Below are 23460 nucleotides of genomic sequence, written 5' to 3'. Positions count from 1 at the left end.
AGCGCTCGCATACTGGATCACGCAGGGACCGGGCGCCGAACCGTGTGCCCGCCGACCGTCGGGAGCACCGTATGAGCAGCGAACCGGCCAGGGGCGCGGACCCCGCACCACCCCAGCCCGGCGGTGTGCTCTGGAGTCTCTCCGGCGATATTCGGGCCCTGCTGATGCTGCCCGCCGCGCTCGCCCTCCAGGTGGCCCATCCGGCGGTCGGCGCCGGGGTCGACGAGCACTCCGTCTTCCGCACCGACCCCTGGGGGCGTGGCGAGAGATCGCTGCGCTCGCTCCAGCTCTGGGTGTACGGGGGTGAGGCGGCGGCCGAGGAGGGGCGCAGGCTGCGCGCACTGCACCGCACCATCCAGGGCACCGACACCCGGGGGCGCCGCTACCACGCGCTGTCACCGCAGAACTACGCGTGGGTGCACGCCACGGGCTTCCCGGTCTACCAGCACGCCGCGCGCTATCTCGTCCGGCCGCTCACCGCGGCACAGGAACGCGTCCTGTACCGGGAGTGGCTCCAGGTCGGCAGGATCCTCGGTATCCACGACCGGGACATGCCGCAGACGATCGAGGAGTTCTGGCCGTACTACCGGAAGGTGCTCGCCGAGGAGATCGAGTCGACCGCGGTCGTCGAGGACCTGGTCGCCACCGACCGCCCCGTGCCGCCGCCGGACCGCGGGCCGCTGCCGCTCAGGCTGCTGCTGAGGGTGCTGTGGCCGGTGCTGTTCCCGCCGCTGGCCCGGTTCCGGCGCTTCATCACCATCGGGCTGATGCCGCCGGACGCGCGGGAGGCCATCGGGCTGGAGTGGACGGACCAGCAGGAACGCAGACTGCGGCGTTTCAGCGGGGTGGTGCGGCGGGTGGTGCCCGTGCTTCCCGAGCGGCTGCGCTATCTCCCGTACGCATGCCGGGCACGGGCGGCCCACCGCGAGAGCCTCCGGAGCGGGGGAGGGCTCAGGCGGAAGCCCGGCGCACCAGCTCGGTCGGCGTGATCACCGGCTCCTGCTCGCCGTCCCCGGCCTCGCCGTCGAGCCGGCTCATCAGCATCCGCACCATCAACCGGCCCATGCCCTCCACATCCTGACGGACCGTCGTCAGCGGCGGGTCGGTGGCCTCGGCTATCGAAGCCATGTCGTCGAAGCCGACCAGGGCCACCTCCTCCGGCACCCTGAGACCGCGTTCGCGCAGCACTCGCAGAGCGCCCGAGGCCATCAGGTCGTTGGCGGCGAAGACCGCGTCCGGGCCGGGGTGGCGGTCGAGCAGCTCCGCCATCGCCCGCGCACCGCCCTCGACGGTGAAGTCGCCGTCCACCAGCAGGGCCGGATCGGCGTCGGGCAGCACGTCGCGGTAGCCGTCGACCCGGTCCAGGGTCGAGGTCTGGTCGCGCGGCCCGGCGATGTGCGCGATCCGCCGCCGCCCGAGTCCGACGAGATGGCGTACGGCTGCGGCCGCGCCGCCGCGGTTGTCGCAGTCGACGTATGGGACGGCCAGTTCGGACGCGGCGCCGGGCCGCCCCGGACGGCCGCCGTAGACCGTGGGCACCCGGAACCTGCGGATGATCGCGGGGAGTTCGTCGTCGGTGTGCAGCGAGAACGCCAGTACGCCGTCCACATGACCACCGGCCAGATAGCGGGCGACCCGGTCGAAGTCGCCGCTTCCCTCCACCAGGAGCAGGACCAACTGGGAGTCGTGCAGGGTCAGTTCGCGGCTTATGCCGCGGATCTGCTGGGAGAAGAAGGGGTCGGAGAAGATCCGGAACTCCGGCTCGTCGATGATCACGGCGACCGCGCCGTTGCGCCGGGTGACCAGGGTCCGGGCCGCGTGGTTCGGTACGTAGCCGAGCTCCTCGACCGCCTTGCGTACCCGGTCCGCCAGCGGTCTGCGCACCCCGGCTCCGCCGTTCACCACCCGGGAGACCGTCGCCCGGGAGACCCCGGCGCGGGCTGCCACGGCTTCCAGGGTGGGGCGGGCGTCAGAATCGGCATCGTGGGACGGACCGGGCAAGGGACGCTCCTCGTACACGCGGGATCGGGCCGGAAACGGCCGGGGCCGGCCGGACAGCACCGACGCCATCAGCCTAACCGCCGCCGTCGGCCCGCCGCCGGGCACCGCCGCCCCGACCAGGGGAAAGGGTGGCGGCGCCCGGACCGGTCAGCGGTGTTCGTGCACGGAGTCGGTCGCCGCGATCTTCTTCCAGGAGGCGGGCCGGGCCGCCGGCTGCCCGGAGGCGTGCAGGGCGTGTGTCCCGGCCGCAGCCGGCGCCCCGGGCCGCGTCGGCTGGAACAGCCAGGCATCGAAGAGGGCGGCGAGCGGCTTGCCCGAGACCCGCTCCGCATAGGCGACGAAGTCGCTCACGCTCGCGTTGCCGTACGCGTGCTCGGCGGGCCAGCCCTTCAGCAGCGCGAAGAACGTCTCGTCGCCCAGCTCGTCGCGCAGTGCCTGGAGGGCCATCGCGCCCCGGTCGTAGACGGCCGCGTCGAACTGGTTGTCCGGGCCCGGGTCGCCGGGCTTCACCTTCCAGAAGGGGTCGTCGGCCGGGTGCAGGGAGTAGGTGTAGTCGGCCAGCTCCTGCGCGGTTCCCTCGCCCTCCTTCTCCGACCACAGCCACTGGCTGTAGCGGGCGAAGCCCTCGTTGATCCAGATGTCCTTCCAGCCCTTGAGGGACACGCTGTCGCCGTACCACTGGTGCGCCAGCTCATGGACGACGACCGAGACATTGGCGCCGTTGGCGAACTGCTTCGGGCTGTAGAACGGCCTGGTCTGGGTCTCCAGGGCGAATCCGCTCGTCACATTGGGGGAGTAGCCGCCGAGCGCTTCGAAGGGGTACGGCCCGAAGACCTCGGTCAACCACTCGGCGACCTCGGCGCTCCGCTCGATGCTGGCGCGGGCCGCACCGGCGTTGGCGCCGAGGTCCTTGCTGTACGCGTTGACGACCGGCAGCCCGTCGGAGGTGGTGTCCGTGGTGATGTCGAATTTCCCGACCGCCAGCGTCGTCAGATACGTCGCCTGCGGCTTGCCGGAACGCCAGTTGAAGCGGGTCCAGCCGAGCCTCGAACTCTGCGACTGGAGCGTGCCGTTACTGATCGCCTGGGTGCCGTCCGGGACGGCGACGGAGATGTCGTACGTCGCCTTGTCCAGCGGGTGGTCGTTGCTGGGGAACCACCACGCGGCCGATTCCGGTTCCTGGGCGGCCACCGCGCCGTCCGGGGTGCGGACCCAGGACGTCCAGCCGTTGATCTTCACCTCGGAGGGCTTCCCGGCGTAACGCACGACCACCGAGACGGCCCTGCCCTTCGCCAGCGGGGCGGCCGGGGTGATCTCCAGCTCCTGTTCGCCGTTCTTCACATGGCCGGCCTTCTTGCCGTTCACCCGCACCTCGGAGACGTCGAGCCCGAAGTCCAGGTTGAACCGGGATAGTTCCTGGGTGGTCGTGGCGAGGATCGTCGCCGTGCCCTCCAGCAGATCGGTCGAGGGCTGGTACTTCAGGCGCAGGTCGTAATGGGACACGTCGTAGCCGCCGTTGCCACTGGCCGGGTAGTAGGCGTCGCCGATGCCCGGGGCGCCCACGGTGCCTTCGGCGGCCGAGGCCGGGATCGCCAGCAGCAGGGAGGCCGCGATGGCGCTGGGGACGATGAATCTGCGGTGCACGGAATGCTCCAAGTCGTCGGGCGAAAGATCTTTCGAACCGTCATGCCGACACTATTCAGGGACTGCCGCAACAGTGGTGTCCATGGCCGCAGCTGTCACACGATCGCCATTCGGCCGCTGCTCCGGACTGTCGCAAATATGCCGTGATCATGCCATTCCTGTCGTTGATCGCCCTCTGTCGCACGGCAGTTGACCGGGGTACCTTCCGCCCATGCCGATTCGTGTGCTGGGCCGCCCAGGCCCCCGTTCGAGGTACAGATCATTGGTGGTGGCGGCGGTCGCCGCCCTGATGGCAGTCCTGGTCCCACCGACAGGTGCCCAGGGTGCGGGCCCGGCGGACGCCCGGCCGCCGGAGAGCAGGCCCGTCTACTCGTACGGGGACGCCGCCCGTGAATCGGTCTGGGTCGACACCGGGCTGGACGGCGACGGGGACGGGCGGAGCGACCGGGTCGCCGCCGACATCGTCCGGCCGCGCGAGCCCGCCCGGCAGGGCCGGAAGATCCCCGTGATCATGGACGCCAGCCCGTACTACTCCTGCTGCGGGCGCGGCAACGAGTCTCAGCTCAAGACGTACGACGCCGACGGCCGCCCCGTGCAGTTCCCGCTCCACTACGACAACTACTTCGTGCCGCGCGGCTACGCCTTCGTCGCCGTCGATCTGGCCGGAACCAACCGCTCCGACGGCTGTGTCGACGTCGGCGGCCGCTCGGACGTGCAGTCCGCCAAGGCCGTCATCGACTGGCTGAACGGCCGCGCCCGCGCCTACACCACCCGCACCGGCTCCGCCCGCGCCACGGCCGGCTGGTCGAACGGCCGCACCGGGATGATCGGCAAGAGCTACGACGGGACCGTCGCCAACGGTGTCGCGGCGACCGGTGTCGAAGGGCTGCGGACCATCGTGCCGATCGGCGCCATCTCCTCCTGGTACGACTACTACTTCGCCCAGGGCGCACCGCTCTACGGCAGCGGACCCGACTGGCTCTCCGGTTACGTGGAGAGCCCCGAGGCGCGCGGCCGCTGCGCCGCCGTCCAGCAGCGGCTCGTCGACGGCGCGCCGCGCAGCGGTGACTGGACCGGGCTGTGGACCGGGCGCGACTACGTGAAGGACGCCCGCAAGGTGCGCGCCAGCGTCTTCGCCGTGCACGGCATGCAGGACCTCAACGTCCGCACCAAGCACCTCGGCCAGTGGTGGGACGCGCTCGCGGACCGGGGCGTGGAGCGCAAGATCTGGCTCTCCCAGACCGGACACGTCGACCCGTTCGACTTCCGGCGCGCCGAATGGGTCGACACGCTGCACCGCTGGTTCGACCACTACCTCCTCGGCTACGACAACGGCATCGACCGCGAGCCGATGGCCGACATCGAACGCCGCCCCGACCAGTGGTCCACCGACCGGGTCTGGCCGCCCCGCACCACCCGCGCCACCACCGTCCGCCCGGGTACCGGGGACGCGCCGGGCGTCGGCACCCTGACCCTGAAGCCCGCCCGCCCCGGCGCCACCGAGACGTTCACCGACGATCCGGCACAGGGCGAGACGGAGTGGGCCGCCGGCCTGGACCGGACCACGAGCGCCAAGGCCGGGTTCCGCACCGCGCCGCTCACCGACGGTCTGAGGCTCTCCGGCTCCTCCACGGTGACCGTCACCGCCACCCCGACCACGTCGACCGCCCATCTCTCCGCGGTCCTCGTGGACCTCGGCCCCGACACCATCCGCGACTACGGCTCCTCCGGCGAGGGCATCACCACGCTCGCCGACCGCGACTGCTGGGGCGCGAGCACCGCGGGGGACAGCTCCTGCTACAAGGAGACCGAGGCCGACACCACCACCGTCGACCGGACCGTGGTCAGCCGAGGCTGGGCCGACCTCGGTACGTACGCCGACGCACGGAAGGGCCGCCCCCTCACCCCCGGCAGGGCCGTCACCCTCACCATCGACCTGGCGGCCACCGACCACGTCGTCCAGGCCGGACACCGTCTCGCCCTGATCGTCGCCGGCACCGACCGGGACCTCATCGACCCGCCGGACTCCACGCCCACCCTCACCCTCGACCTGGCCCGCACCTTCGCGAAGCTGCCGTTCGTCGGCGGCACCGGTGCCTTCGTGCGCGCCACCGCGGGCTCCGCGGCCGTGCCGGCCACGCCCCGGGCGGACGGCGCCCAGGGTGTGACACCGCCGCGGCCCGCCGCTCGTGTGCCGGGCGGCGGCCGCCCGTAACGGCCCGCCCCACCGTGAAGGGTCCTTCCCGAGAGGGCCCTTCGCACCGCTTGTTGGTCCTCGGAGGCGAGCACTGCGTGTGGTACTGCCTACGGAGAGCGAAACAGTTGCTTCCGTGAAAGGCGCCATCCGTGTCGCAGGACGAACAGAGAAGGGGTGACCGGGGGGACCTGCCGGTGACGGCGGACCTCCCCGGTGACCCGGCCCAGAACCGGCACCCCACGACGGACCGGGTGGTGTTCGGCGTCACCGCCGCCTTCACCCTCGCCTTCGTGGTCTGGGGAGCCACCGCCACCGACTCGCTGGAGAACATCTCCAGCTCCATGCTCAACGGGTTGATCCACAACGGCGGTTGGGCCTTCATGCTCGCCGCGTCCGGCTTCGTGGTCTTCGCCCTCTGGCTCGCCGTCAGCCGCTACGGCAAGATCGTCCTCGGCCAGGAGGGGGAGGAGCCCGAATTCCGGACCGTCTCCTGGGTCGCCATGATGTTCAGCGCCGGCATGGGCATCGGCCTGATGTTCTACGGGGTCAGCGAGCCGCTCGCGCACTTCACCAATCCGCCGCCCGGCACCCATCCCGCCGATGCCGCCGAAGCGATGCAGACGGCGATGGCCACCACCCTCTTCCACTGGACGCTCCACCCCTGGGCGATCTACGCCGTGGTCGGTCTGGCCATCGCGTACAGCACCTTCCGGCGCCGCCGGAGGCAGACGATCAGCGCCGTCTTCGAGCCGCTCATCGGAGCCCGGCACGCCCACGGCGGTCTCGGCCGGCTGATCGACATCCTCGCCATCTTCGCGACCCTCTTCGGCTCCGCCGCGTCACTGGGCCTGGGCGCCCTCCAGATCGGCAGCGGCTTCCACGAACTGCACTGGAAGGAGAAGACCGGCACCGGGCTCCTGGTCCTGATCATCTCCGTGCTGACCGTGGCCTTCGTCGCCTCGGCGGCCTCCGGCGTCGAGAAGGGCATCCAGTGGCTCTCCAACACCAACATGGTGCTCGCCCTGGTCCTCGCCGTCTTCGTCTTCATCGCGGGCCCCACCATCATCGTGCTCGACCTGCTGCCCACCTCGATCGCCGCCTATTTCGGCAACCTGGCCCAGCTCGCCGGACGCACCGAAGCCACCGGCAAGGGCGACGTCGCCGAGTGGCTCGGCAACTGGACCGTCTTCTACTGGGCCTGGTGGATCTCCTGGACGCCCTTCGTCGGCATGTTCATCGCCCGGATCAGCCGCGGCCGGACGATCCGCCAGTTCATCGGCGGCGTCATCCTGGTGCCCAGCGCCGTCAGCCTGGTGTGGTTCGCGATCTTCGGCGGTACGGCGATCAACCTCAAGGAGGCCGGCAAGCTGGGCGACGCCGTCACCCAGGAGGCACAGCTCTTCGGAGTGCTCCAGCAGTTCCCGATCGCCACGGTGATGAGCCTGGTGGTGATGATCCTGGTCGGCATCTTCTTCGTCTCCGGCGCCGACGCCGCCTCCATCGTGATGGGCACGCTCTCCCAGAAGGGCATCCTCGAACCCGCCAAGTGGGTCGTCGTCTTCTGGGGCGTGGTCACCGGCGCCGTGGCCGCGGTCATGCTGCTCATCGGCAACGGCGAGGGCGACGCCCTCGCCGGACTCCAGAACCTGACGATCCTGGTCGCCGCGCCGTTCACGGTCGTCATGGTCGGCATGTGCGTGGCGCTGATGCGGGACCTGCGCCAGGACCCGCTGATCGTACGGCGCGAATTCGGTGTGGAAGCCGTCGAATCCGCGGTCATCGAGGGGCACGCGAAGTACGCCGGTGACTTCGAGATCCGGATCGGTCCGGGCGGCAGCCGGATCACCACCGGGCTCCACGAGGACCACGGACCGGAACCCGACCCCTCCGGCGCGGGCGAACCGGCCGGCTGAGGCCCGGGCCGTCCCGGCGAAGTCCCGCCCTGCCGGCCGGAGCGCGTTGGCCCGGGCAGGGCGGGACCCCGGCTCCGATTAGGATCGACATCCTGATGACTGCCACTCTCGTCGCCAAGGACCTCGCCGCCGGACACGGCGACCGCACACTCTTCGCCGGGCTCGACCTCGTCGTCGCGCCCGGGGACGTGATCGGTCTCGTCGGAGTCAACGGCGCCGGAAAATCGTCCCTGCTCCGGCTCCTCGCCGGGCTCGACCGGCCGGAGGAGGGCGAGCTGCGGCTCTCCCCGCCCACCGCCACCGTCGGCCACCTCCCGCAGGAGCCGGAACGGCGGGCCGGGGAGACGGTGCGGGAGTTCCTGGCCCGCCGCACCGGCGTCGCCGAGGCTCAGGCCGCGATGGACGCGGCCACGCAGGGCCTCGTCGACGGGGCGCCGGGTGCGGACGACGCGTACTCCGAGACGCTGGAACGCTGGCTGGCCCTCGGCGGCGCCGACCTGGACGAGCGCGCCGAGGAGGTCGCCGCCGAGCTCGGGCTGACCGTCGGCCTCGACCTGCCGATGACCGCGCTCTCCGGCGGCCAGGCCGCCCGCGCGGGCCTGGCCTCCCTGCTGCTCTCCCGCTACGACGTCTTCCTGCTCGACGAGCCCACCAACGACCTCGACCTGGACGGCCTGGAGAGGCTGGAGCGCTATGTCTCGGGGCTCCGCGCGGGCACCGTGGTGATCAGCCACGACCGCGAGTTCCTGATGCGTACGGTCACCAAGGTCCTCGAACTGGACCTCGCCCAGCAGCAGATCAATCTGTACGGCGGCGGCTACGCGGCCTACCTGGAGGAGCGCGAGCGCGCCCGCAGGCACGCCCGCGAGGAGTTCGAGGAGTACGCCGACAAGCGCGCCGCCCTCGAAGGGCGCGCCCAGATGCAGCGCTCCTGGATGGACAAGGGCGTCAAGAACGCCCGCCGCAAGGCCACCGACTCCGACAAGCTCGGCCGCAAGTTCCGCAGCGAGTCGAGCGAGAAGCAGGCCGCGAAGGCCCGGCAGACCCAGCGCATGATCGAACGGCTCGATGTCGTCGACGAGCCGCGCAAGGAATGGGAACTCCGGATGGAGATCGCCTCCGCACCCCGCTCCGGCTCGGTCGTGGCCACCCTGCGCGAAGCACGGGCCGTACGCGGTGACTTCGCCTTCGGCCCGGCGTCGCTGCAGATCGACTGGGCGGACCGGGTCGCCATCACCGGCGCCAACGGAGCGGGCAAGTCCACCCTGCTCGCCGCACTGCTCGGCCGCCTCCCGCTGGACTCCGGCCATGCCACGCTCGGGGCGGGAGTGGTGGTCGGAGAGGTCGACCAGGCACGCAAACTCTTCCACGGCTCGGAGTCGCTCCTGGAAGCGTTCTGCGCCGCCGTGCCCGACACCGAACCGGCCGAAGTGCGCACGCTGCTCGCCAAGTTCGGCCTCCGCGCCGACCATGTGATGCGCCCCGCCACGACGCTCTCCCCTGGGGAGCGCACCCGGGCGGCGCTCGCCCTGCTCCAGGGCAGGGGCGTCAACCTCCTGGTGCTCGACGAGCCCACGAACCACCTCGATCTGCCCGCGATCGAGCAGCTGGAGTCGGCGCTCGACTCGTACCCGGGAACGCTGCTGCTGGTCACGCACGACCGGCGCATGCTGGACGCGGTACGGACCACCCGGCGGGTCGAGGTGGCGGCGGGAAGGGTGACGGAGCTCTGAGCCCCGCACCGGGCCGTCGGCGGCGGCCCGGTGCCCGGCGGTCCGTGCGACCGACCGCTTCTGCTGGTATCCCAAAGGGGTCGCGCCTTTCGATTCCGCACCACTTTCGGCCGGGTCATTTCTGGCGTGACGCCCACGCTCCTCGACGGTGGTGGAATTTGGTATGCCAAGTGCTCAGGTGCTGTACTCCTTCGACGCGTACCGGCGGGCAGGCGTCAACCTCTGCCTGGGCACCGACTCCTTCCCGCCGGACCTGATCCGGGGCATGGACCTCGGCGTCCACCTCGCCAAGGTCGTCGACGGGCGCGCGGACGCGGCGCCCGCCGAGCGCTACGTCGAGGCGGCCACCCTCGGCGGCGCCCGAGCGCTGGGCCGGAGCGACCTCGGACGGCTGGAACCGGGCGCCCGGGCGGACCTGGTCGCGTTCCGGCTGGACGACATCCGCGACGGTGTCCAGGACGACCCCGTCCGCACCTTCCTGCTGAACGGCACCGCCCGGCAGGCCACCCACTCCGTCGTGGCGGGACGCCCGGTCATGACCGACGGCCGGATCCCCGGCGTCGACCTGGTGAACCTGCGCCGGCGCGCCCAGAGCCTCTTCGACCGGATGCGCGAGGCGTACAGCGAGCGCGACCTGCGCCGGCGCGGTGCCCGGGAGCTGTTCCCGCCGACGTTCCCGCCGTTCGAGGAGCCCCGCCCATGACCGGAGCCGGCACGTCCCACGTCGCGCACGCCGAGCGGACGATCCGCTCCCGCAGCCTCGGCGGCGAATACCCGCCCGGCTCGCGCCTGCGTGAACGCGAACTCTCCGACGCCCTGGGCGTGTCCCGGATTCCGGTCCGCGAAGCGCTCACCCGGCTGACGGGGGAGGGGCTTGTGCTGATCTCGCCACGACGCGGCGCGTCCGTGCGCGACCTCTCGCTCCGCGACGTGGCCGAACTCTTCGACCTCCGGCTGAGCCTGGAGGTGTTCGCCGCACGCAGAGCGGCGGAGGCCTGCGCCGCCGGCCGCGGCGGTGAACGGCTGCGGGAACTCATGGAAGCGGCCGAGGACGCCACCCGGCGCGGCGACATGCAGGAGATCCCCGCCGCCAACACCGCCCTGCACGCGGAGATCGTCGCGATGACCGGGAACCGGCTGCTCCAGGACGGACTGCAACCGTCGCTCGGCCTGGTGCAGTGGCTGTTCACCCTCACCGGCGGCCTCGAACCGCGGCACCGAGCACCAGGACATCTGCGCCGCGATCCACGCGGGCAAGCCCGACCTGGCCGATGCCCTCGCCTACGCGCACATCGAGAGGGGCCGAGGCCCCTCACTGGCGGCCCTGGCCGAGGTGCTCCCGGCCGAGTGACCGGCGGCCGGACGACCGCCGGCCGGGGAACCGGGCACCGGCGCCCGAGACAAGGAGATCCACCACATGCTGATCACGAATGTCCGCCCCTGGGACGGCGAGCCGTGCGACATCGAGATCGAGAACGGCACGATAACGGCGCTCACCCCGCACGATCCGGACCGCGCCGCGGCAGACGGCACCGTCGCGGGACGGGGACGGCTCGCCCTGCCGTCGTTCTCCGACGTCCACTGCCACCTGGACTCCCCCGCATCGGGCTGCCCTTCCGCCCGCACACGGGCGCCCCCGGCGTCTGGGCCATGACCATGAACGACCGCGCCCACTGGCGTGAGGACGAGTGGAGCGTCGCCGAGCGGGCCACGTACACCCTGGGCCGCATGATCGAGCGCGGCACGACCCGGGTCCGCAGCTACGCGCAGATCGACGCGGACTGCGGCCTGGAGCGGTTCGAGGGCGTGCTCGCCGCCAAGGAGGCGCACGCCGGCCGGTGCGAGGTCGAGATCATGGCCTTCCCGCAGGCCGGCCTGCTCAAGGAGAAGGGCGTGCCGGAGCTGATGGACCGGGCGCTCTCCTCGGGCGCGGCCGTCGTCGGCGGCATCGACCCCTGCACCCTGGACCGGGACCCGGTGCGCCACCTGGACATCATCTTCGACCGCGGCCACATCCCGCTTCGGGCAGGTGAGGGGGGAGCTGAGCGGAGTTCCCGGAGGAACGGGGCCGCAGGCCGGCTCGTACATGCCCTGGAAGACCAGCTTGTTGATCAGCTCGCGGTCCAGCGACAAGTCGAACGCCTCCGCACCCGCACATCGCGCCCGAAGGGGGTGTCGACGGGGCCGGGGTCCTTGTCGATGCCCTTCGCGTTGCCGACGTTCAGGGTGAGGGCCATGTAGCCGAGCGACGGGGTGTTGAGGAGCTGGAGGTCCTTCTCACTCAGGGAGTTGCGTACCTCGACCGGACCCATCTGGTCGCCGATCTGGACGTCGCCGAACCGGATGTTGGCCATCCGGATGTTGCCGTCGGTGATCGTCTTGTAGATGACGCGGTCGAGATGGACCTTGTCCGCGTCGTAGTACAGCGGGTCCTTCGTCAGCTTGATCCGGTCGCCGACGACTCGCTTGTCGTACCGGAACGGGGCGACGCACGACGGATGGGTGGCGAAGTCCCTGCCGTACTTCTTGATGGCCTTCGGGGACATGATCAGCCCGGCGGTGTTGGCAGGCCGGCCGGCCCAGCAGCGGGACGTCGGGGTGGCTCAGCGAGAGCCGCACGGTGTAGGGACCGATCGCCGTGACCTTCTGTACGGAGTCGATCTCGGACGCGCGCCCGGATCCGCGCAGATGCAGATGGCGGTCGAGCGAGGTCTTCATCGCCGCGGCGTCCAGCCGGGCGCCGTCGCTGAACCCGGCGTCCTTGCGGACGGTGAAGGTCCTGCCGCCGTCGGTGATCTTCGGCATCGAGGCGGCGAGCTGCGGTACGAACTTGTTGTCCTGGTCGACGTCGTAGAGCTGTTCGCACATGGACGAGAACACGGTGCGGGCGACCAGGGTGGACGTCAGGCTCGGGTCCAGCATGTCGGGATCGGACTTCAGCCCGATGGCGACCGTGGGTCCGGGTGCACTCACCGGACCCGTGAGAGGGAGGGGCGGGGAGGGGGCCGTCGCAGGCTCGGCCCTCCCCGCCCCGGCACCGCTACCGCTTCCGGCCGCCCTGGTCCGGGTCCGCCAGCCCGGCCCGGCGCAGCGCGTCCGCCATCGCGCTGTTCACCGGCGCCGGTGCCTGCCGGGCGGATCCGCCATCGCCACCACCGCGCCGGTCACGCTCCTGGCCGCCCTGCCCCTGGCGCTGCCTCGGCGGCCGGCCGCCCTGGCCGCCGCGCTCACCCCGCTCACCCCGCTCGCGCCGCTGGCCGCCGCCCTGGGTGCCCGCGCCGGCCGCAGCCTCGTCGTCCAGCCGCAGTGTCAACGAGATCCGCTTCCGCGGCACATCGACGTCCATGACCTTGACCTTGACGATGTCGCCCGGCTTCACGACGTCCCTCGGGTCCTTCACGAACGTCCGGGACATCGCCGACACGTGCACCAGGCCGTCCTGGTGCACCCCGATGTCCACGAACGCGCCGAACGCCGCGACATTGGTGACGACACCCTCCAGCACCATGCCGGACGCCAGATCGCCGATCTTCTCGACGCCCTCCTTGAAGGTGGCTGTCTTGAACGCGGGCCGCGGGTCGCGCCCCGGCTTCTCCAGCTCCTTCAGGATGTCGGAGACCGTCGGCAGACCGAACTTCTCGTCCACGAAGTCGTCGGCCCGCAGCGAGCGCAGCACACCGGTATTGCCGATCAGCGACCCGACATCGCCGCCGGTCCGCTTCACCATCGACCGCACCACCGGATACGCCTCCGGGTGCACGCTCGACGCGTCCAGCGGGTCGTCGCCCCGGATGCGCAGGAAGCCCGCGCACTGCTCGTACGCCTTCGGGCCCAGCCGCGCCACGTCCTTGAGCGCTTTGCGGGACCGGAAGGGGCCGTTGGCGTCACGGTGCGCGACGATGTTCTCGGCGAGCCCCGAGCCGATCCCCGACACCCGCGAAAGCAGCCGCGCGGACGCGGTGTTGACGTCGACGCCGACACCGTTCACACAGTCCTCGACGACCGCGTCCAGCGAGCGCGACAGCTTCACCTCGGACAGGTCGTGCTGGTACTGGCCGACCCCGATCGACTTCGGGTCGATCTTCACCAGCTCGGCGAGCGGGTCCTGCAGCCGCCGTGCGATGGAGACGGCCCCGCGCAACGACACGTCCATGTCCGGGAGTTCCTGCGAGGCGAAGGCCGACGCCGAGTACACCGAAGCGCCGGCCTCCGAGACCATCACCTTGGTGAGCTTCAACTCCGGGTGCTTGTCGATGAGTTCACCGGCCAGCTTGTCGGTCTCCCGGGAGGCCGTGCCGTTGCCGATCGCGATCAGGTCGACGTCGTGGGCCTTGGCCAGCCGCTCCAGAGCGGCCAGCGACTGGTCCCACTTGTTCGCCGGGACGTGCGGGTGGATGACCTCCGTCGCGACGACCTTGCCGGTCGCGTCGACGACGGCGACCTTCACTCCGGTACGGAATCCGGGGTCGAGACCCAGCGTGGCCCGCGTCCCGGCCGGTGCGGCGAGCAGCAGATCGCGCAGGTTCGACGCGAAGACGCGTACCGCCTCGTCCTCCGCCGCGGTGCGCAGCCGCAGCCGCAGATCGATGCCGAGGTGCACCAGGATCCGGGTCCGCCACGCCCACCGCACGGTGTCGCCGAGCCACTTGTCGCCGGGGCGGCCGCGGTCGGCCACGCCGAAGCGCCGGGCGACCATGTTCTCGTACGTCGACGGCCCCGGGGTCTCGGAGGGCTCCTCCGGCTCCATGACCAGGTCGAGCACGTCCTCCTTCTCGCCCCGGAGCATCGCGAGCACCCGGTGCGAGGGCAGCGCGGTGAACGGCTCGGCGAAGTCGAAGTAGTCGGCGAACTTCGCGCCGGCCTCCTCCTTGCCGTCCCGCACCTTGGCCGCCAGCCGCCCGCGCGTCCACATGCGCTCCCGCAGCTCACCGATCAGATCGGCGTCCTCGGAGAACCGCTCGGTGAGGATGGCGCGGGCCCCCTCCAGTGCCGCCGCACCGTCCGCGACGCCCTTGTCGGCATCGACGAAGGCGGCGGCAGCGGCGAGCGGCTCCACCGACGGGTCCCCGAGCAGGCCGTCGGCCAGCGGTTCGAGCCCGGCCTCGCGGGCGATCTGGGCCTTGGTGCGCCGCTTGGGCTTGAACGGCAGATAGATGTCCTCGAGGCGCGCCTTGGTGTCGGCGGCCCGGATCTGCGCCTCCAGCGCCTCGTCCAGCTTGCCCTGCTCGCGCACCGAGTCGAGGATCGCCGTCCGGCGGTCCTCCAGCTCCCGCAGATACCGCAGCCGCTCCTCCAACGTGCGCAGCTGCGCGTCGTCGAGCATCTCGGTCGCTTCCTTGCGGTAGCGCGCGATGAACGGCACGGTCGACCCGCCGTCGAGCAGCTCGACGGCCGCCTTCACCTGCCGTTCGCGTACGCCGAGCTCCTCGGCGATCCTGCCTTCGATGGACGTCGTCACGGTTCTACCGACTCGCCTTCTCGTACTGGCTCTACTGGCTGTGCCTGCCGGGGCGGGGCCCCTTCGCCTGCATTGTGCCGGGTGGCCGGGCGCCGTGTCGCCCGGCCACCCCGGTGCCCGTCGTCAAACTGCCGTCTGCCGAGCGGCGTCCGGCACGCACGCCCGCGGCGCTGTCGGAGTAGCCCGCGTACACCCAGTACGAGGGCGGTCCTCCGCCTTGCGATCGCACGCACCGGATGCCGCTCGGCCGCCCTCCCGGCGACGACGGCAGTCTGACGACAGTCCCCGGGGCCTCTCGCGCGGATCGGTCCGGCCGGCGGCTCAGCCCTTGCCGATCAGATCGTCCGGGAACGCGCCCGCCGCCGCCGCCGTGAACATGAACCCGCGCCCCAGCTCGGTCAGCCGCTCCACACCCTCGGCGCCCAGGCGCTCGTACGGCGCCGCGTCCATCCGGTCCGTGGCCTCCTCCAGATCGGACCGGAGCGCGACGCCCGCCTCGGTCAACTCGCCCTCGGCGTCCAGGAGTCCGCGCCCGCGCAGCCGCTCGCAGGCCGCGTCCCAGTCGTCGCGCTGCCAGCCGCGGGTGGCCAGCACCCAACGAGGGTTCATCCCCTTGCCGGTCGCCGTGTGGCTGACCAGGGCCTCCAGTGGGTCGAGCCCGGCGGTCAGGAGCGCGGCGAGATGGCCGTCGCCGCGGTGCTCCCGCAGCAGCGTGCCGGCGTGCCAGTACGCCAGGTGCGGCTGCTCGGGCACCGGGAGATCGGCATGGGCGGCGTAGAGCAGCCGGGCGTGCCGGGTGCAACCCTCGGCGGCGCGCAGCGCGAGCTCCGCCGCCTCGGCCAGCTCCGGGGAAGCGATGATCTCCTCGCCCAGCAGCCGGCGCAGAGTGGTGTCGGCAGCGCGCAGCCGGGCGTCCAGGACCGCCTGCGGCGAGGCGACGGACCACACTGCGGGCAGGTGCCGGGCGATGAGGTCGTGGTTGAAGTTGTAGAACGCCGCGGTGACCGTGCCCGGACCGACGGCACCCATCGCGGCCGAACGCGCCGCGAAGTAGGCGGCGTTCGGGTCGTCGATGCCGAGCTCCCCGAGCTCCTTGCCGAGGTCGGGGGAGAAGTAGACCGTCGAGTGCAGCAGGTTGGTGGCGTTGTGGCAGCGGCGTCCGGCGCGTGGCGGCAGAGTACTCATGCAGGCACATTACCGACTGGTCGGTACGTACCGTAACCCCGGGGCGGCACCCGGATCCTGGCCGTCGCGCGGTGGCAGGAAAGGTGGGTTCCTCGTCATTGCAGCCATGATCCGGGCCGACCAGGATGGCAGTCATGACGCAGCGATCCGTACTCGTCGTCCTCTACGACGGCGTCCAGAGCCTCGATGTCACCGGGCCGGTGGAGGTCTTCGCCGGGGCCTCCCGCTTTCCCGGGGCCGGGTACGGGCTGCGCACCGCCTCGCTCGACGGCGCCCCGGTCCGCACGTGCAGCGGCCTCGTCCTCGTCCCGGACAGCAGCCTCGCCGACGCACAACCGCCCCACACCCTGCTCGTCCCCGGCGGCGAGGGCACCCGCCACCCCGACCCGGCACTCGTCGACTGGCTGCGCGAACACGCACCGCACGCCGAGCGGCTCGTCTCCGTCTGTACCGGCGCGCTGCTCCTTGCCGGGGCCGGACTGCTGGACGGGCACCGGGTGACCACGCACTGGACGGTCTGCGACCACCTCGCCCGCAACCACCCGGCCGTCGAGGTCGACCCGGACCCGATATTCGTACGCGACGGCAGACTGGCCACCTCCGCCGGAGTCACCTCCGGGATCGACCTGGCCCTCGCGCTCGTCGAGGAGGACCACGGCAGGGACGTCGCGCTCACCGTCGCCCGGCACCTCGTGGTCTTTCTGCGCAGGCCCGGCAACCAGGCCCAGTTCAGCGCCCAGCTCTCCGCCCAGACCGCCCGGCGCGAGCCCCTGCGCGAGGTCCAGCACTGGATCACCGAGAACCCCGGCGCGGACCTCTGCGTCGAGGCGCTCGCCGCCCGCGCCCGCCTCTCGCCCCGTCACTTCGCGCGCGCCTTCCGGGCCGAGACGGGCCTCACGCCGGGCCGTTACGTCGACCGCGTACGCCTGGAGCAGGCCCGCAGACTGCTGGAGGACACCACCGACGGCGTCACCGGTATCTCACGTGCCTGCGGATACGGCACCCCGGAGGCCATGCGCCGCGCGTTCGTCAAGGCCCTGGGCACCGCCCCCGCCGAATACCGCCGACGCTTCCGCCCCCATTCCGCGGCCGGCTGACCGCCGACCCGCCGCGCATGACCGCGGCTCCGCGGCCGGCTGATCACCGACAGCCGATGACCACTACCCACCCACGATCGACCGCGAAAGGGAACCCATGCAGATCGCCATCGTCCTCTTCGACCGCTTCACCGCACTCGACGCGGTGGGCCCGCACGAAATGCTTGCCCGCACTCCCGGCGCCGAGACCGTGTTCGTCGCGGAACGGACCGGCCCCGTGCGCAACGACACCGGCAGCCTCGCACTCGTCGCCGACCGGACCCTCGCCGACGTACCGGCACCGGACGTGGTGGTCGTGCCCGGAGGTCCCGGACAGCGCGGCCAGATGGAGAACGAGGCGCTGCTCGGCTGGCTGCGCACCGCCGATGCCACCAGCACCTGGACCACCTCCGTCTGCACCGGCTCGCTGCTGCTCGCCGCGGCCGGACTGCTGACGGGCCGACGGGCCACCTCGCACTGGCTCATGCTGGACGTACTGGAGGAGCTCGGCGCCGATCCGACCGGGGACCGCGTCGTCATCGACGGCAAGTACGTCACCGCGGCGGGCGTCTCCTCCGGCATCGACATGGGTCTCACCCTGGCCGGCCGGATCGCGGGCGACGAGCACGCCCTGGCCGTGCAGCTGCTGACCGAGTACGACCCGCAGCCGCCGTACGACGCGGGCTCGCCGGAGAAGGCCCCGGCGGCGATGGTCGAGAAGTTCCGGGCCCAGCGCCACTACCTCCTCCAGTAGCGCGCGGGCGCGGGCCGTCAGGCCCCGGTCGTCCAGGTGAACTCCGGCTCGCGCCGCTCCAGGAAGGCGGCGACACCCTCGGCGGTGTCGCCGCTGCGGCGTGCCTGCTGAGCCCAGTACGCGTCCCGGTCCCGGTGCCCGTCGGCGAACTCCTTCGCCGCCGCCTGCGTGAGCTGCGAGCGGGCCGTCAGGGTCCGCACGTACGCCGCCACCCGCTTCTCCAGCCCGCCGGCCGGCAGCACCTCGTCGACCAGGCCGGTGCGCAGCGCCCGTGCGGTGTCGATCAGCTCGCCGGAGAACAACAGGTGCTTCGCGGTGGCCGGGCCGGTCAGCGCCACCAGGCGCCGGGTCGATGACGCGGCGTACACGATGCCTAGCTTGGCCGGTGTGACACCGAAGGACGCGCCCTCCTCGGCGAACCGCAGGTCGCAGGCGGCCGCCAACTGGCTGCCACCGCCCACGCAGTAACCCCGGATCACCGCGAGCGTCGGCCTGGGGAACGCGGCCAGCGCCTCCTCGGCCGCCACCGCGAGCGCCTGCGGATCGCCCGCGGGATCCCGGAGCGAGGAGATGTCCGCGCCGGCGCAGAAGGTGTCCCCGGCACCCGTCAGCACCAGCACCCGGACCGCGGCGTCGGCCGCCAGCCGCTCCAGCAGACCGGGCAGCGCGCTCCACATCGCCGCCGTCATCGCGTTGCGTTTGGCGGGGTTGCTGATCACGACGGTGGCGACGCCGTCCACGACGGCGTGCTCCAGGCCGGATTCCGTACGGTCCATGCGCCGGATGCTATCCGTACGGTTCGAACCTATGATCAAGAAGGGGTCCGGGACCAGGCGCGCACCGTGAGGAGCTTCCCGTGGCAGATCCCGCAACCGAGGGCAGGAGACTGAGCCGCAGCTTCGGCTGGCTCGCCCTGCTCGGCACCCTGCTCGTCGTGGCCGGCCTGGTCGGTCTCGTCTACACCGGCGTCGCGACACTGACCTCGATGCTCCTGTTCGGCTGGCTGCTGCTGCTCGGCGGCATCGTCGGACTGCTGCACGCCATCGACTCCCGCGGCAGTGACTACTTCTGGCTGGGCGTCGTGGTGGCCGCGCTGAACATCGCCGCCGGAATCGTCGTCATCCGTCACCCGCACGGCACCGCCGAGGCGCTGACCATGTTCGCCGCGCTGCTCTTCCTGACCGGCGGGGTGTTCCGCCTGGTGGGCAGCGTCGTGGTGCGCGGCCCGCAGTTCGGCTGGACGCTGCTGCAAGGAGCCTTCGGCCTGCTGCTGGGGCTGCTGGTGCTCTTCGACTGGCCGCACAGCAGCCTCTATGTGCTGGGTCTCTTCTTCTCGCTGGCGCTGCTCTTCGACGGCCTCGGCCTGATCGCGATGGGGGTGGGCGGCCGCCGCATCGTTTCGATGGTTTCGGAACAGAGGGTGACCGACGAGCTGCCCGGCCAACCCCGGGGAGACGGACAGAAGCGGTCCGAAGGCTGAGCGATCAGCGTTCGGTCCGGTCAAAACCCGTCGATAGGGGTCGACTTCTGTTCAGTGGCACGGTCCGGACCGACTACGCCCCGCACTCTGTACTCGACGTGCAGTCACCATCGAGTGGAGAGCGGGTACCGGACTATGGAGAGCCGCGGGAGTGTCCCCGCCCGGCCCGTCCCGTACGAGGGAGTCTGGCGGTTCACCGCTCCGGCCGTGGACGTATCCGTACCGCAGGCCCGGCACGCGGTGCGTGATCTGCTGAAACGACAGGGCGTGCCGCTGGACGACGATGTCGCCGAGGGGCTGTTGCTCATCGTCTCCGAGCTGGTCACCAACGCGGTGAAGCATGCCGCGCTGCTCTCGCCGGAGCTGGCCGTCGAGGTGGCCGTCGGCGAGGAGTGGATCAGGGTGTCCGTCGAGGACAACCACCCCTACCGGCCGACGGCCCTGGAGACGGACTACGCGCAGACCGGCGGACGCGGTCTGCTGCTGGTCCGGGAGATCACCCGGGAAGCGGGCGGGGCCTGCGATGTGGAGCACACCGCAGGCGGCGGAAAGATCATCTGGGCGGCGCTGCCGCTGAACCCGCTCCTCTGACCGCCCGCACCCGGCGGCGCGCCCGGTGCCGTCCGCCCGTCACCAGCCGGCGGACGGTCCGGTCAGTTCCCTGATCGCCGGGCGCGCGGCGTCCAGCACCGTCATGAACCAGGCCGAGAACGGCGACCGGGCGTGCCGCTCGGCGAGCTCGCCGGCCGTCACGAACACGGTCTCGCCGACCTCCTCCGGATCCGGGTCCAGCCGGTCCTGCGCCATTCCCACGAAGAGATGGTTGAACTCCTGCTCCACCAGTCCCGAGGCCGGGTCCGGGTGGTTGTAGCGGACCGTGCCCGCCTCGGCGAGGAGGGAGGGCGAGACCCCGAGCTCCTCGTACGTACGCCGCGCGGCGGCGGCGAAGGGTGCCTCACCGGGGTAGGGGTGGCCGCAGCAGGTGTTCGACCAGACACCGGGGGAGTGGTACTTGCCGAGCGCGCGGCGCTGGAGCAGCAGTCTGCCCTGCTCGTCGAAGAGGAACACGGAGAAGGCACGGTGCAGCTGACCGGGCGGCTGATGGGCGGCGAGCTTCTCCGCCGTACCGATGGTGGTGCCGTCCTCGTCGACCAGTTCGAGCATGATCACTTCTGCTGTGCCGTTCGACGAGCTGTGCGCCGCGGTGGCTGGTGTGGTCGGCATACCCATCCTTCGCTATGGTCCCGGCCCGGTGCGCCGGTCCCGTCGAGTCCGGTCAAGTCTGCCGTACAAAAGCCGCTTGTCCGCACTTCGGGGGGTCGAATGTCCGGTCCGCCGCACCACGGGGGCGCGGCGGACCGGACGGTACGTCAGACGCCGAAGGCGGCCGGGTAGCCGATCGTGCCCTGCGGCACCGGCACGGAACCGTCGAGCACCAGGGCCATCATCGCCTCGTCGGGGACGTCGAAGCCCGGCCGGATCCCGTACCGCGACGCCGGCACGAAACCGAACCTCGGGTAGTACTCGGGATGGCCGAGCACCAGGACGAGTGACTCGCCGCGCAGCCTGGCCGCGTCGAGCGCCGCCCGCACCACGGCCTGTCCCGCACCCCGGCGCCGGTGCTCGGGGGCGGTCGCCACCGGGGCCAGCGCGAGCGCCGGTACGTCCCCGACCCGGCACCGGGTCAGCAGCGCGTACGCCGCGACGTCCCCGTCCGGGCCGTCCGTCGCCACCTGGGCGAGGCCGGGCAGCCAGGCCGCCGGATCGGTGCGCAGCGCGTCGACGAGACCGGCCTCGTCCGGAGTCGGGAAGGCGGCGGCGTTGACGGCGTGCACGGCCGCCGTGTCCGCCGCCGTCTCCGGCCGGGTCGTCCAGCGGGGATCGACGGGGCGCAGCACATAACCGGCGTAGCCGTACTCCGTGCCGTGGTCGCGCCGCATGGCCAGCTCCTCGCGGGTCGCCGCGAGCGCCCACGCCATGCCGGGAGCGGACGCGTCGGCGGCCTCGACGCGCTCGGCGAGCGGGACGTAGTACTCGTCCCAGTCGCTGTCGGGCTGCACCAGCGCCCCGAGGACGTGGTACCCGGCCGCGACGGCCGCCGCCGCGTTGCCCGCCACGGGGCGCATCGACGTCTCCTGTTCCCAGAAGGCGCGTGCCCCGGCCGTCGGAGTGTCCGTGGTCCAGACGCACTCGCTGACGACGAGGGAGCCACCCGGTGCGAGCAGTCGCTTCCAGTCACGCAGCGCGGTATCGAAGCCGATGATGTACGCGGAACCCTCGGCCCAGACGAGATCGAACGACCCGTCGGTGAAGGCCGGGCCGGAGAGCTCGCCCATGTCGGTCCGGACCGTGCGGATGCGGTCGCCGAGCCCGCGGGCCGCGGCCGCCTCGCGCAGCTCGTCGAGGAACGGCTGGTGGAGGTCGACGGCGGTCACCTCGGCACCCGCCTCGGCGGCGAGGAGCAGCGCGGCGCGGCCGGGCCCGCAGCCCAGATCCAGGACGCGCGGACGGTGCGGCAGCGGGCCGGTGAGCTCCAGCAGCCGCCGGGTGGTGGCATCGGAGCCGGGGCTCTGCCGGGGCAGCTTGTGGTGCAGGGAGAAGAACGCCTCGGTACGGACGGCGCGGTCGTTGTCTGTCAACGTGGGAACCCTTGGGTACGAGGGCTCCGGCCGCGTGCCGACCCGGTGTGAGTCGGAGCGCTAGCCGTGAGCCCGGGAGATGAGGAAGGACCGGATGCTGCGCCGGGCAGGCGCCTTCGCGACGGTCATCAACCTCAGCTCCTCTCTTCTCGCACATGGGGAGGCCGAACGCCTCTGCGAATACCCTACATGGCCCCTCGGACGGGGACCGGTCAGTGGCAGAGCCTGGCCTCGTGCTCGGCATGGCCGCTCGGCTCCAGCTGGAAGGTGCAGTGCTCCACGTCGAAGTGGACGCCGAGGCAGCCCTGCAGTTCGTGGAGGAGCTTCTCGTGCCCGATCGAGTCGAGCATGTCCTGGCGCACCACCACATGCGCGGAGAGCACCGGCATGCCCGAGGTGATCGTCCAGGCGTGCAGGTCGTGGACGTCCAGCACACCGGGCAGGGCGGTGATGTGGGCCCGTACCTCCCCCATGTCGACCCCCTTGGGCGCCGACTCCAGCAGCACGTTGAGCGTCTCCCTGAGCAGCTTCACGGTACGGGGGACGATCATCAGGCCGATGACCAGCGAGGCGATCGGGTCGGCGGCCTGCCAGCCGGTGGCCAGGATGATTCCCGCCGAGACCAGCACCGCGAAAGAGCCGAGCGTGTCCGCGAGCACCTCCAGATAGGCGCCGCGCACATTGAGGCTGTCCTTCTGCCCGCGCATCAGCAGCGACAGCGAGACCATGTTGGCGGCCATACCGACCACGGCGAAGGCGATCGTCAGCCCGCCCCTGGTCTCGGCCGGGGTGATGAAGCGCTCGACGGCCTCGAAGAGCAGGAAGCCGCCGACCCCGAGCAGCAGCAGACAGTTGGCCAGTGCCGCGAGGATCTCGGCACGGGCGTAGCCGAAGGTGCGGTTCACCCCGGCCGGCCGGTTGGCGAAGTGGATCGCCAGCAGCGCCATGCCCAGGCCGAGGGCGTCGGTCGCCATGTGGGCCGCGTCGGCGATCAGCGCGAGCGAGTCGGCGAGCACCCCGCCGACGATCTCCACCACCATCACGGTGAGCGTGATGCAGAGCGCGATCCGCAGCCGCCCCCGGTACGCGGCGGCTGCCGTGCCGGTGGGCGGCGGCCCGCCGTGTGTGTGCCCGTGGTCGTGCCCTGCCCCCATGGAGAACGCCTCCCGGTCGTCTCGCGGTCCCGGACGCGGTCGGCCCGGGCATTGCCAGTCAACTACGGGTGGGGGGTATCCGGCAACACGGTACTGAACACCGTTGTCATATGCTCTGACCTGCGGAAATGCTTGCAGGTCAGGAAGGTGGCACAGCGGGCCGGACCCGGGCGGCACCATCGCGTTTTGTCAGGCGAGGCGGCGATCGACGATGATGATCGCGGGC

Annotated in this window: 19 protein-coding genes and 2 pseudogenes; 11 read left to right on the top strand and 10 right to left on the bottom strand. The window is 71.6% G+C overall.

All coding sequences use genetic code 11. The features are described from left to right. Positions 1–71: 71 nt before the first annotated feature. Complete coding sequence (locus OHA19_RS06295) at positions 72–989, top strand: oxygenase MpaB family protein (RefSeq protein ID WP_405718985.1); 918 nt, start codon at positions 72–74, stop codon at positions 987–989. Here OHA19_RS06295 and OHA19_RS06290 read toward each other — a convergent pair. Both OHA19_RS06290 and OHA19_RS06285 read right to left on the bottom strand, forming a co-directional pair. Next, positions 952–2001 carry a LacI family DNA-binding transcriptional regulator gene (locus tag OHA19_RS06290; RefSeq protein ID WP_405718987.1) on the bottom strand — a complete coding sequence of 350 codons (1050 nt, stop codon included), beginning with the start codon at positions 1999–2001 and terminating at the stop codon, positions 952–954. The genes OHA19_RS06295 and OHA19_RS06290 overlap by 38 nt on opposite strands. Positions 2002–2148: 147 nt before the next feature. Then, positions 2149–3645: a M1 family metallopeptidase gene (locus OHA19_RS06285; RefSeq protein WP_405718989.1), complete on the bottom strand. Its 1497-nt coding sequence runs from the start codon at positions 3643–3645 to the stop codon at positions 2149–2151. Positions 3646–3856: 211 nt separating this feature from the next. Between OHA19_RS06285 and OHA19_RS06280 the strand changes: the two genes are divergently transcribed. The 6 genes and pseudogenes from OHA19_RS06280 to OHA19_RS06255 all read left to right on the top strand — a co-directional run bounded on the left by OHA19_RS06280 (position 3857) and on the right by OHA19_RS06255 (position 11142). Continuing rightward, positions 3857–5860 (top strand): Xaa-Pro dipeptidyl-peptidase, encoded by a 2004-nt coding sequence (locus OHA19_RS06280; RefSeq protein WP_405718991.1) that lies wholly within the window; start codon positions 3857–3859, stop codon positions 5858–5860. A 131-nt stretch (positions 5861–5991) separates the two neighbouring features. Then, positions 5992–7755 carry a BCCT family transporter gene (locus tag OHA19_RS06275; protein ID WP_405718993.1) on the top strand — a complete coding sequence of 588 codons (1764 nt, stop codon included), beginning with the start codon at positions 5992–5994 and terminating at the stop codon, positions 7753–7755. Between the two features lie 95 nt (positions 7756–7850). Further along, positions 7851–9488, top strand: a complete 1638-nt coding sequence (locus OHA19_RS06270) for an ABC-F family ATP-binding cassette domain-containing protein (RefSeq protein ID WP_405718996.1) — start codon at positions 7851–7853, stop codon at positions 9486–9488. Between the two features lie 163 nt (positions 9489–9651). Beyond that, positions 9652–10191, top strand: coding sequence for an amidohydrolase family protein (locus tag OHA19_RS06265; RefSeq protein ID WP_405749621.1), 540 nt, complete (start codon positions 9652–9654; stop codon positions 10189–10191). Further along, positions 10188–10839: pseudogene (locus OHA19_RS06260) on the top strand (GntR family transcriptional regulator). Before OHA19_RS06265 ends, OHA19_RS06260 begins: the two are co-directional and overlap by 4 nt. A gap of 66 nt (positions 10840–10905) precedes the next feature. After that, a complete protein-coding gene (locus OHA19_RS06255; RefSeq protein WP_405719001.1) occupies positions 10906–11142 on the top strand; it encodes a hypothetical protein in 237 nt (78 codons plus the stop codon). A gap of 457 nt (positions 11143–11599) precedes the next feature. Here the strand turns inward: OHA19_RS06255 and OHA19_RS06250 are convergent, their stop codons facing one another. The 4 genes and pseudogenes from OHA19_RS06250 to OHA19_RS06235 form a co-directional block, all read right to left on the bottom strand. Beyond that, positions 11600–12034 (bottom strand): ABC transporter substrate-binding protein, encoded by a 435-nt coding sequence (locus OHA19_RS06250; RefSeq protein WP_405719004.1) that lies wholly within the window; start codon positions 12032–12034, stop codon positions 11600–11602. 82 nt (positions 12035–12116) lie between these two features. Next, positions 12117–12293 (bottom strand): annotated as a pseudogene (locus tag OHA19_RS06245) (ABC transporter substrate-binding protein); the annotation flags it as partial. Positions 12294–12528: 235 nt separating this feature from the next. Then, positions 12529–14946 (bottom strand): Tex family protein, encoded by a 2418-nt coding sequence (locus OHA19_RS06240; RefSeq protein ID WP_405749619.1) that lies wholly within the window; start codon positions 14944–14946, stop codon positions 12529–12531. A gap of 321 nt (positions 14947–15267) precedes the next feature. Beyond that, complete coding sequence (locus OHA19_RS06235; RefSeq protein WP_405719008.1) at positions 15268–16131, bottom strand: SCO6745 family protein; 864 nt, start codon at positions 16129–16131, stop codon at positions 15268–15270. A 134-nt stretch (positions 16132–16265) separates the two neighbouring features. Here OHA19_RS06235 and OHA19_RS06230 point away from each other — a divergent pair, with 134 nt between their 5' ends. Beyond that, positions 16266–17228, top strand: a complete 963-nt coding sequence (locus OHA19_RS06230; RefSeq protein WP_405719010.1) for a GlxA family transcriptional regulator — start codon at positions 16266–16268, stop codon at positions 17226–17228. 97 nt (positions 17229–17325) lie between these two features. Beyond that, complete coding sequence (locus OHA19_RS06225) at positions 17326–17961, top strand: DJ-1/PfpI family protein (protein ID WP_405719013.1); 636 nt, start codon at positions 17326–17328, stop codon at positions 17959–17961. 17 nt (positions 17962–17978) lie between these two features. Here OHA19_RS06225 and OHA19_RS06220 read toward each other — a convergent pair whose 3' ends face one another. Continuing rightward, on the bottom strand, positions 17979–18737 hold the full coding sequence (locus OHA19_RS06220; protein WP_405719016.1) for an enoyl-CoA hydratase/isomerase family protein: 759 nt from the start codon (positions 18735–18737) through the stop codon (positions 17979–17981). 80 nt (positions 18738–18817) lie between these two features. On the opposite strand from OHA19_RS06220, the gene OHA19_RS06215 reads away from it, so the two are divergent. Together OHA19_RS06215 and OHA19_RS06210 are read left to right on the top strand one after the other, a co-directional pair. Beyond that, the gene (locus OHA19_RS06215) at positions 18818–19441 is read left to right on the top strand and encodes an HdeD family acid-resistance protein (protein WP_405719019.1); all 624 of its coding nucleotides are present in this window, start codon (positions 18818–18820) and stop codon (positions 19439–19441) included. 135 nt (positions 19442–19576) lie between these two features. After that, on the top strand, positions 19577–20032 hold the full coding sequence (locus tag OHA19_RS06210; RefSeq protein ID WP_405719022.1) for an ATP-binding protein: 456 nt from the start codon (positions 19577–19579) through the stop codon (positions 20030–20032). 39 nt (positions 20033–20071) lie between these two features. Here OHA19_RS06210 and idi read toward each other — a convergent pair whose 3' ends face one another. The 3 genes from idi to OHA19_RS06195 all read right to left on the bottom strand — a co-directional run bounded on the left by idi (position 20072) and on the right by OHA19_RS06195 (position 23234). After that, positions 20072–20665: an isopentenyl-diphosphate Delta-isomerase gene (idi, locus tag OHA19_RS06205; RefSeq protein ID WP_405719025.1), complete on the bottom strand. Its 594-nt coding sequence runs from the start codon at positions 20663–20665 to the stop codon at positions 20072–20074. A 146-nt stretch (positions 20666–20811) separates the two neighbouring features. Next, a complete protein-coding gene (locus OHA19_RS06200; protein ID WP_405749617.1) occupies positions 20812–22080 on the bottom strand; it encodes a GNAT family N-acetyltransferase in 1269 nt (422 codons plus the stop codon). A gap of 212 nt (positions 22081–22292) precedes the next feature. Beyond that, a complete protein-coding gene (locus OHA19_RS06195) occupies positions 22293–23234 on the bottom strand; it encodes a cation diffusion facilitator family transporter (RefSeq protein ID WP_405719029.1) in 942 nt (313 codons plus the stop codon). Positions 23235–23460 lie beyond the last annotated feature (226 nt).

Origin of the sequence: Streptomyces sp. NBC_00012, from assembly GCF_045040875.1 — a bacterium.
GTDB lineage: Bacteria > Actinomycetota > Actinomycetes > Streptomycetales > Streptomycetaceae > Streptomyces.
This window is presented reverse-complemented; position numbering and strand designations above follow the sequence as displayed.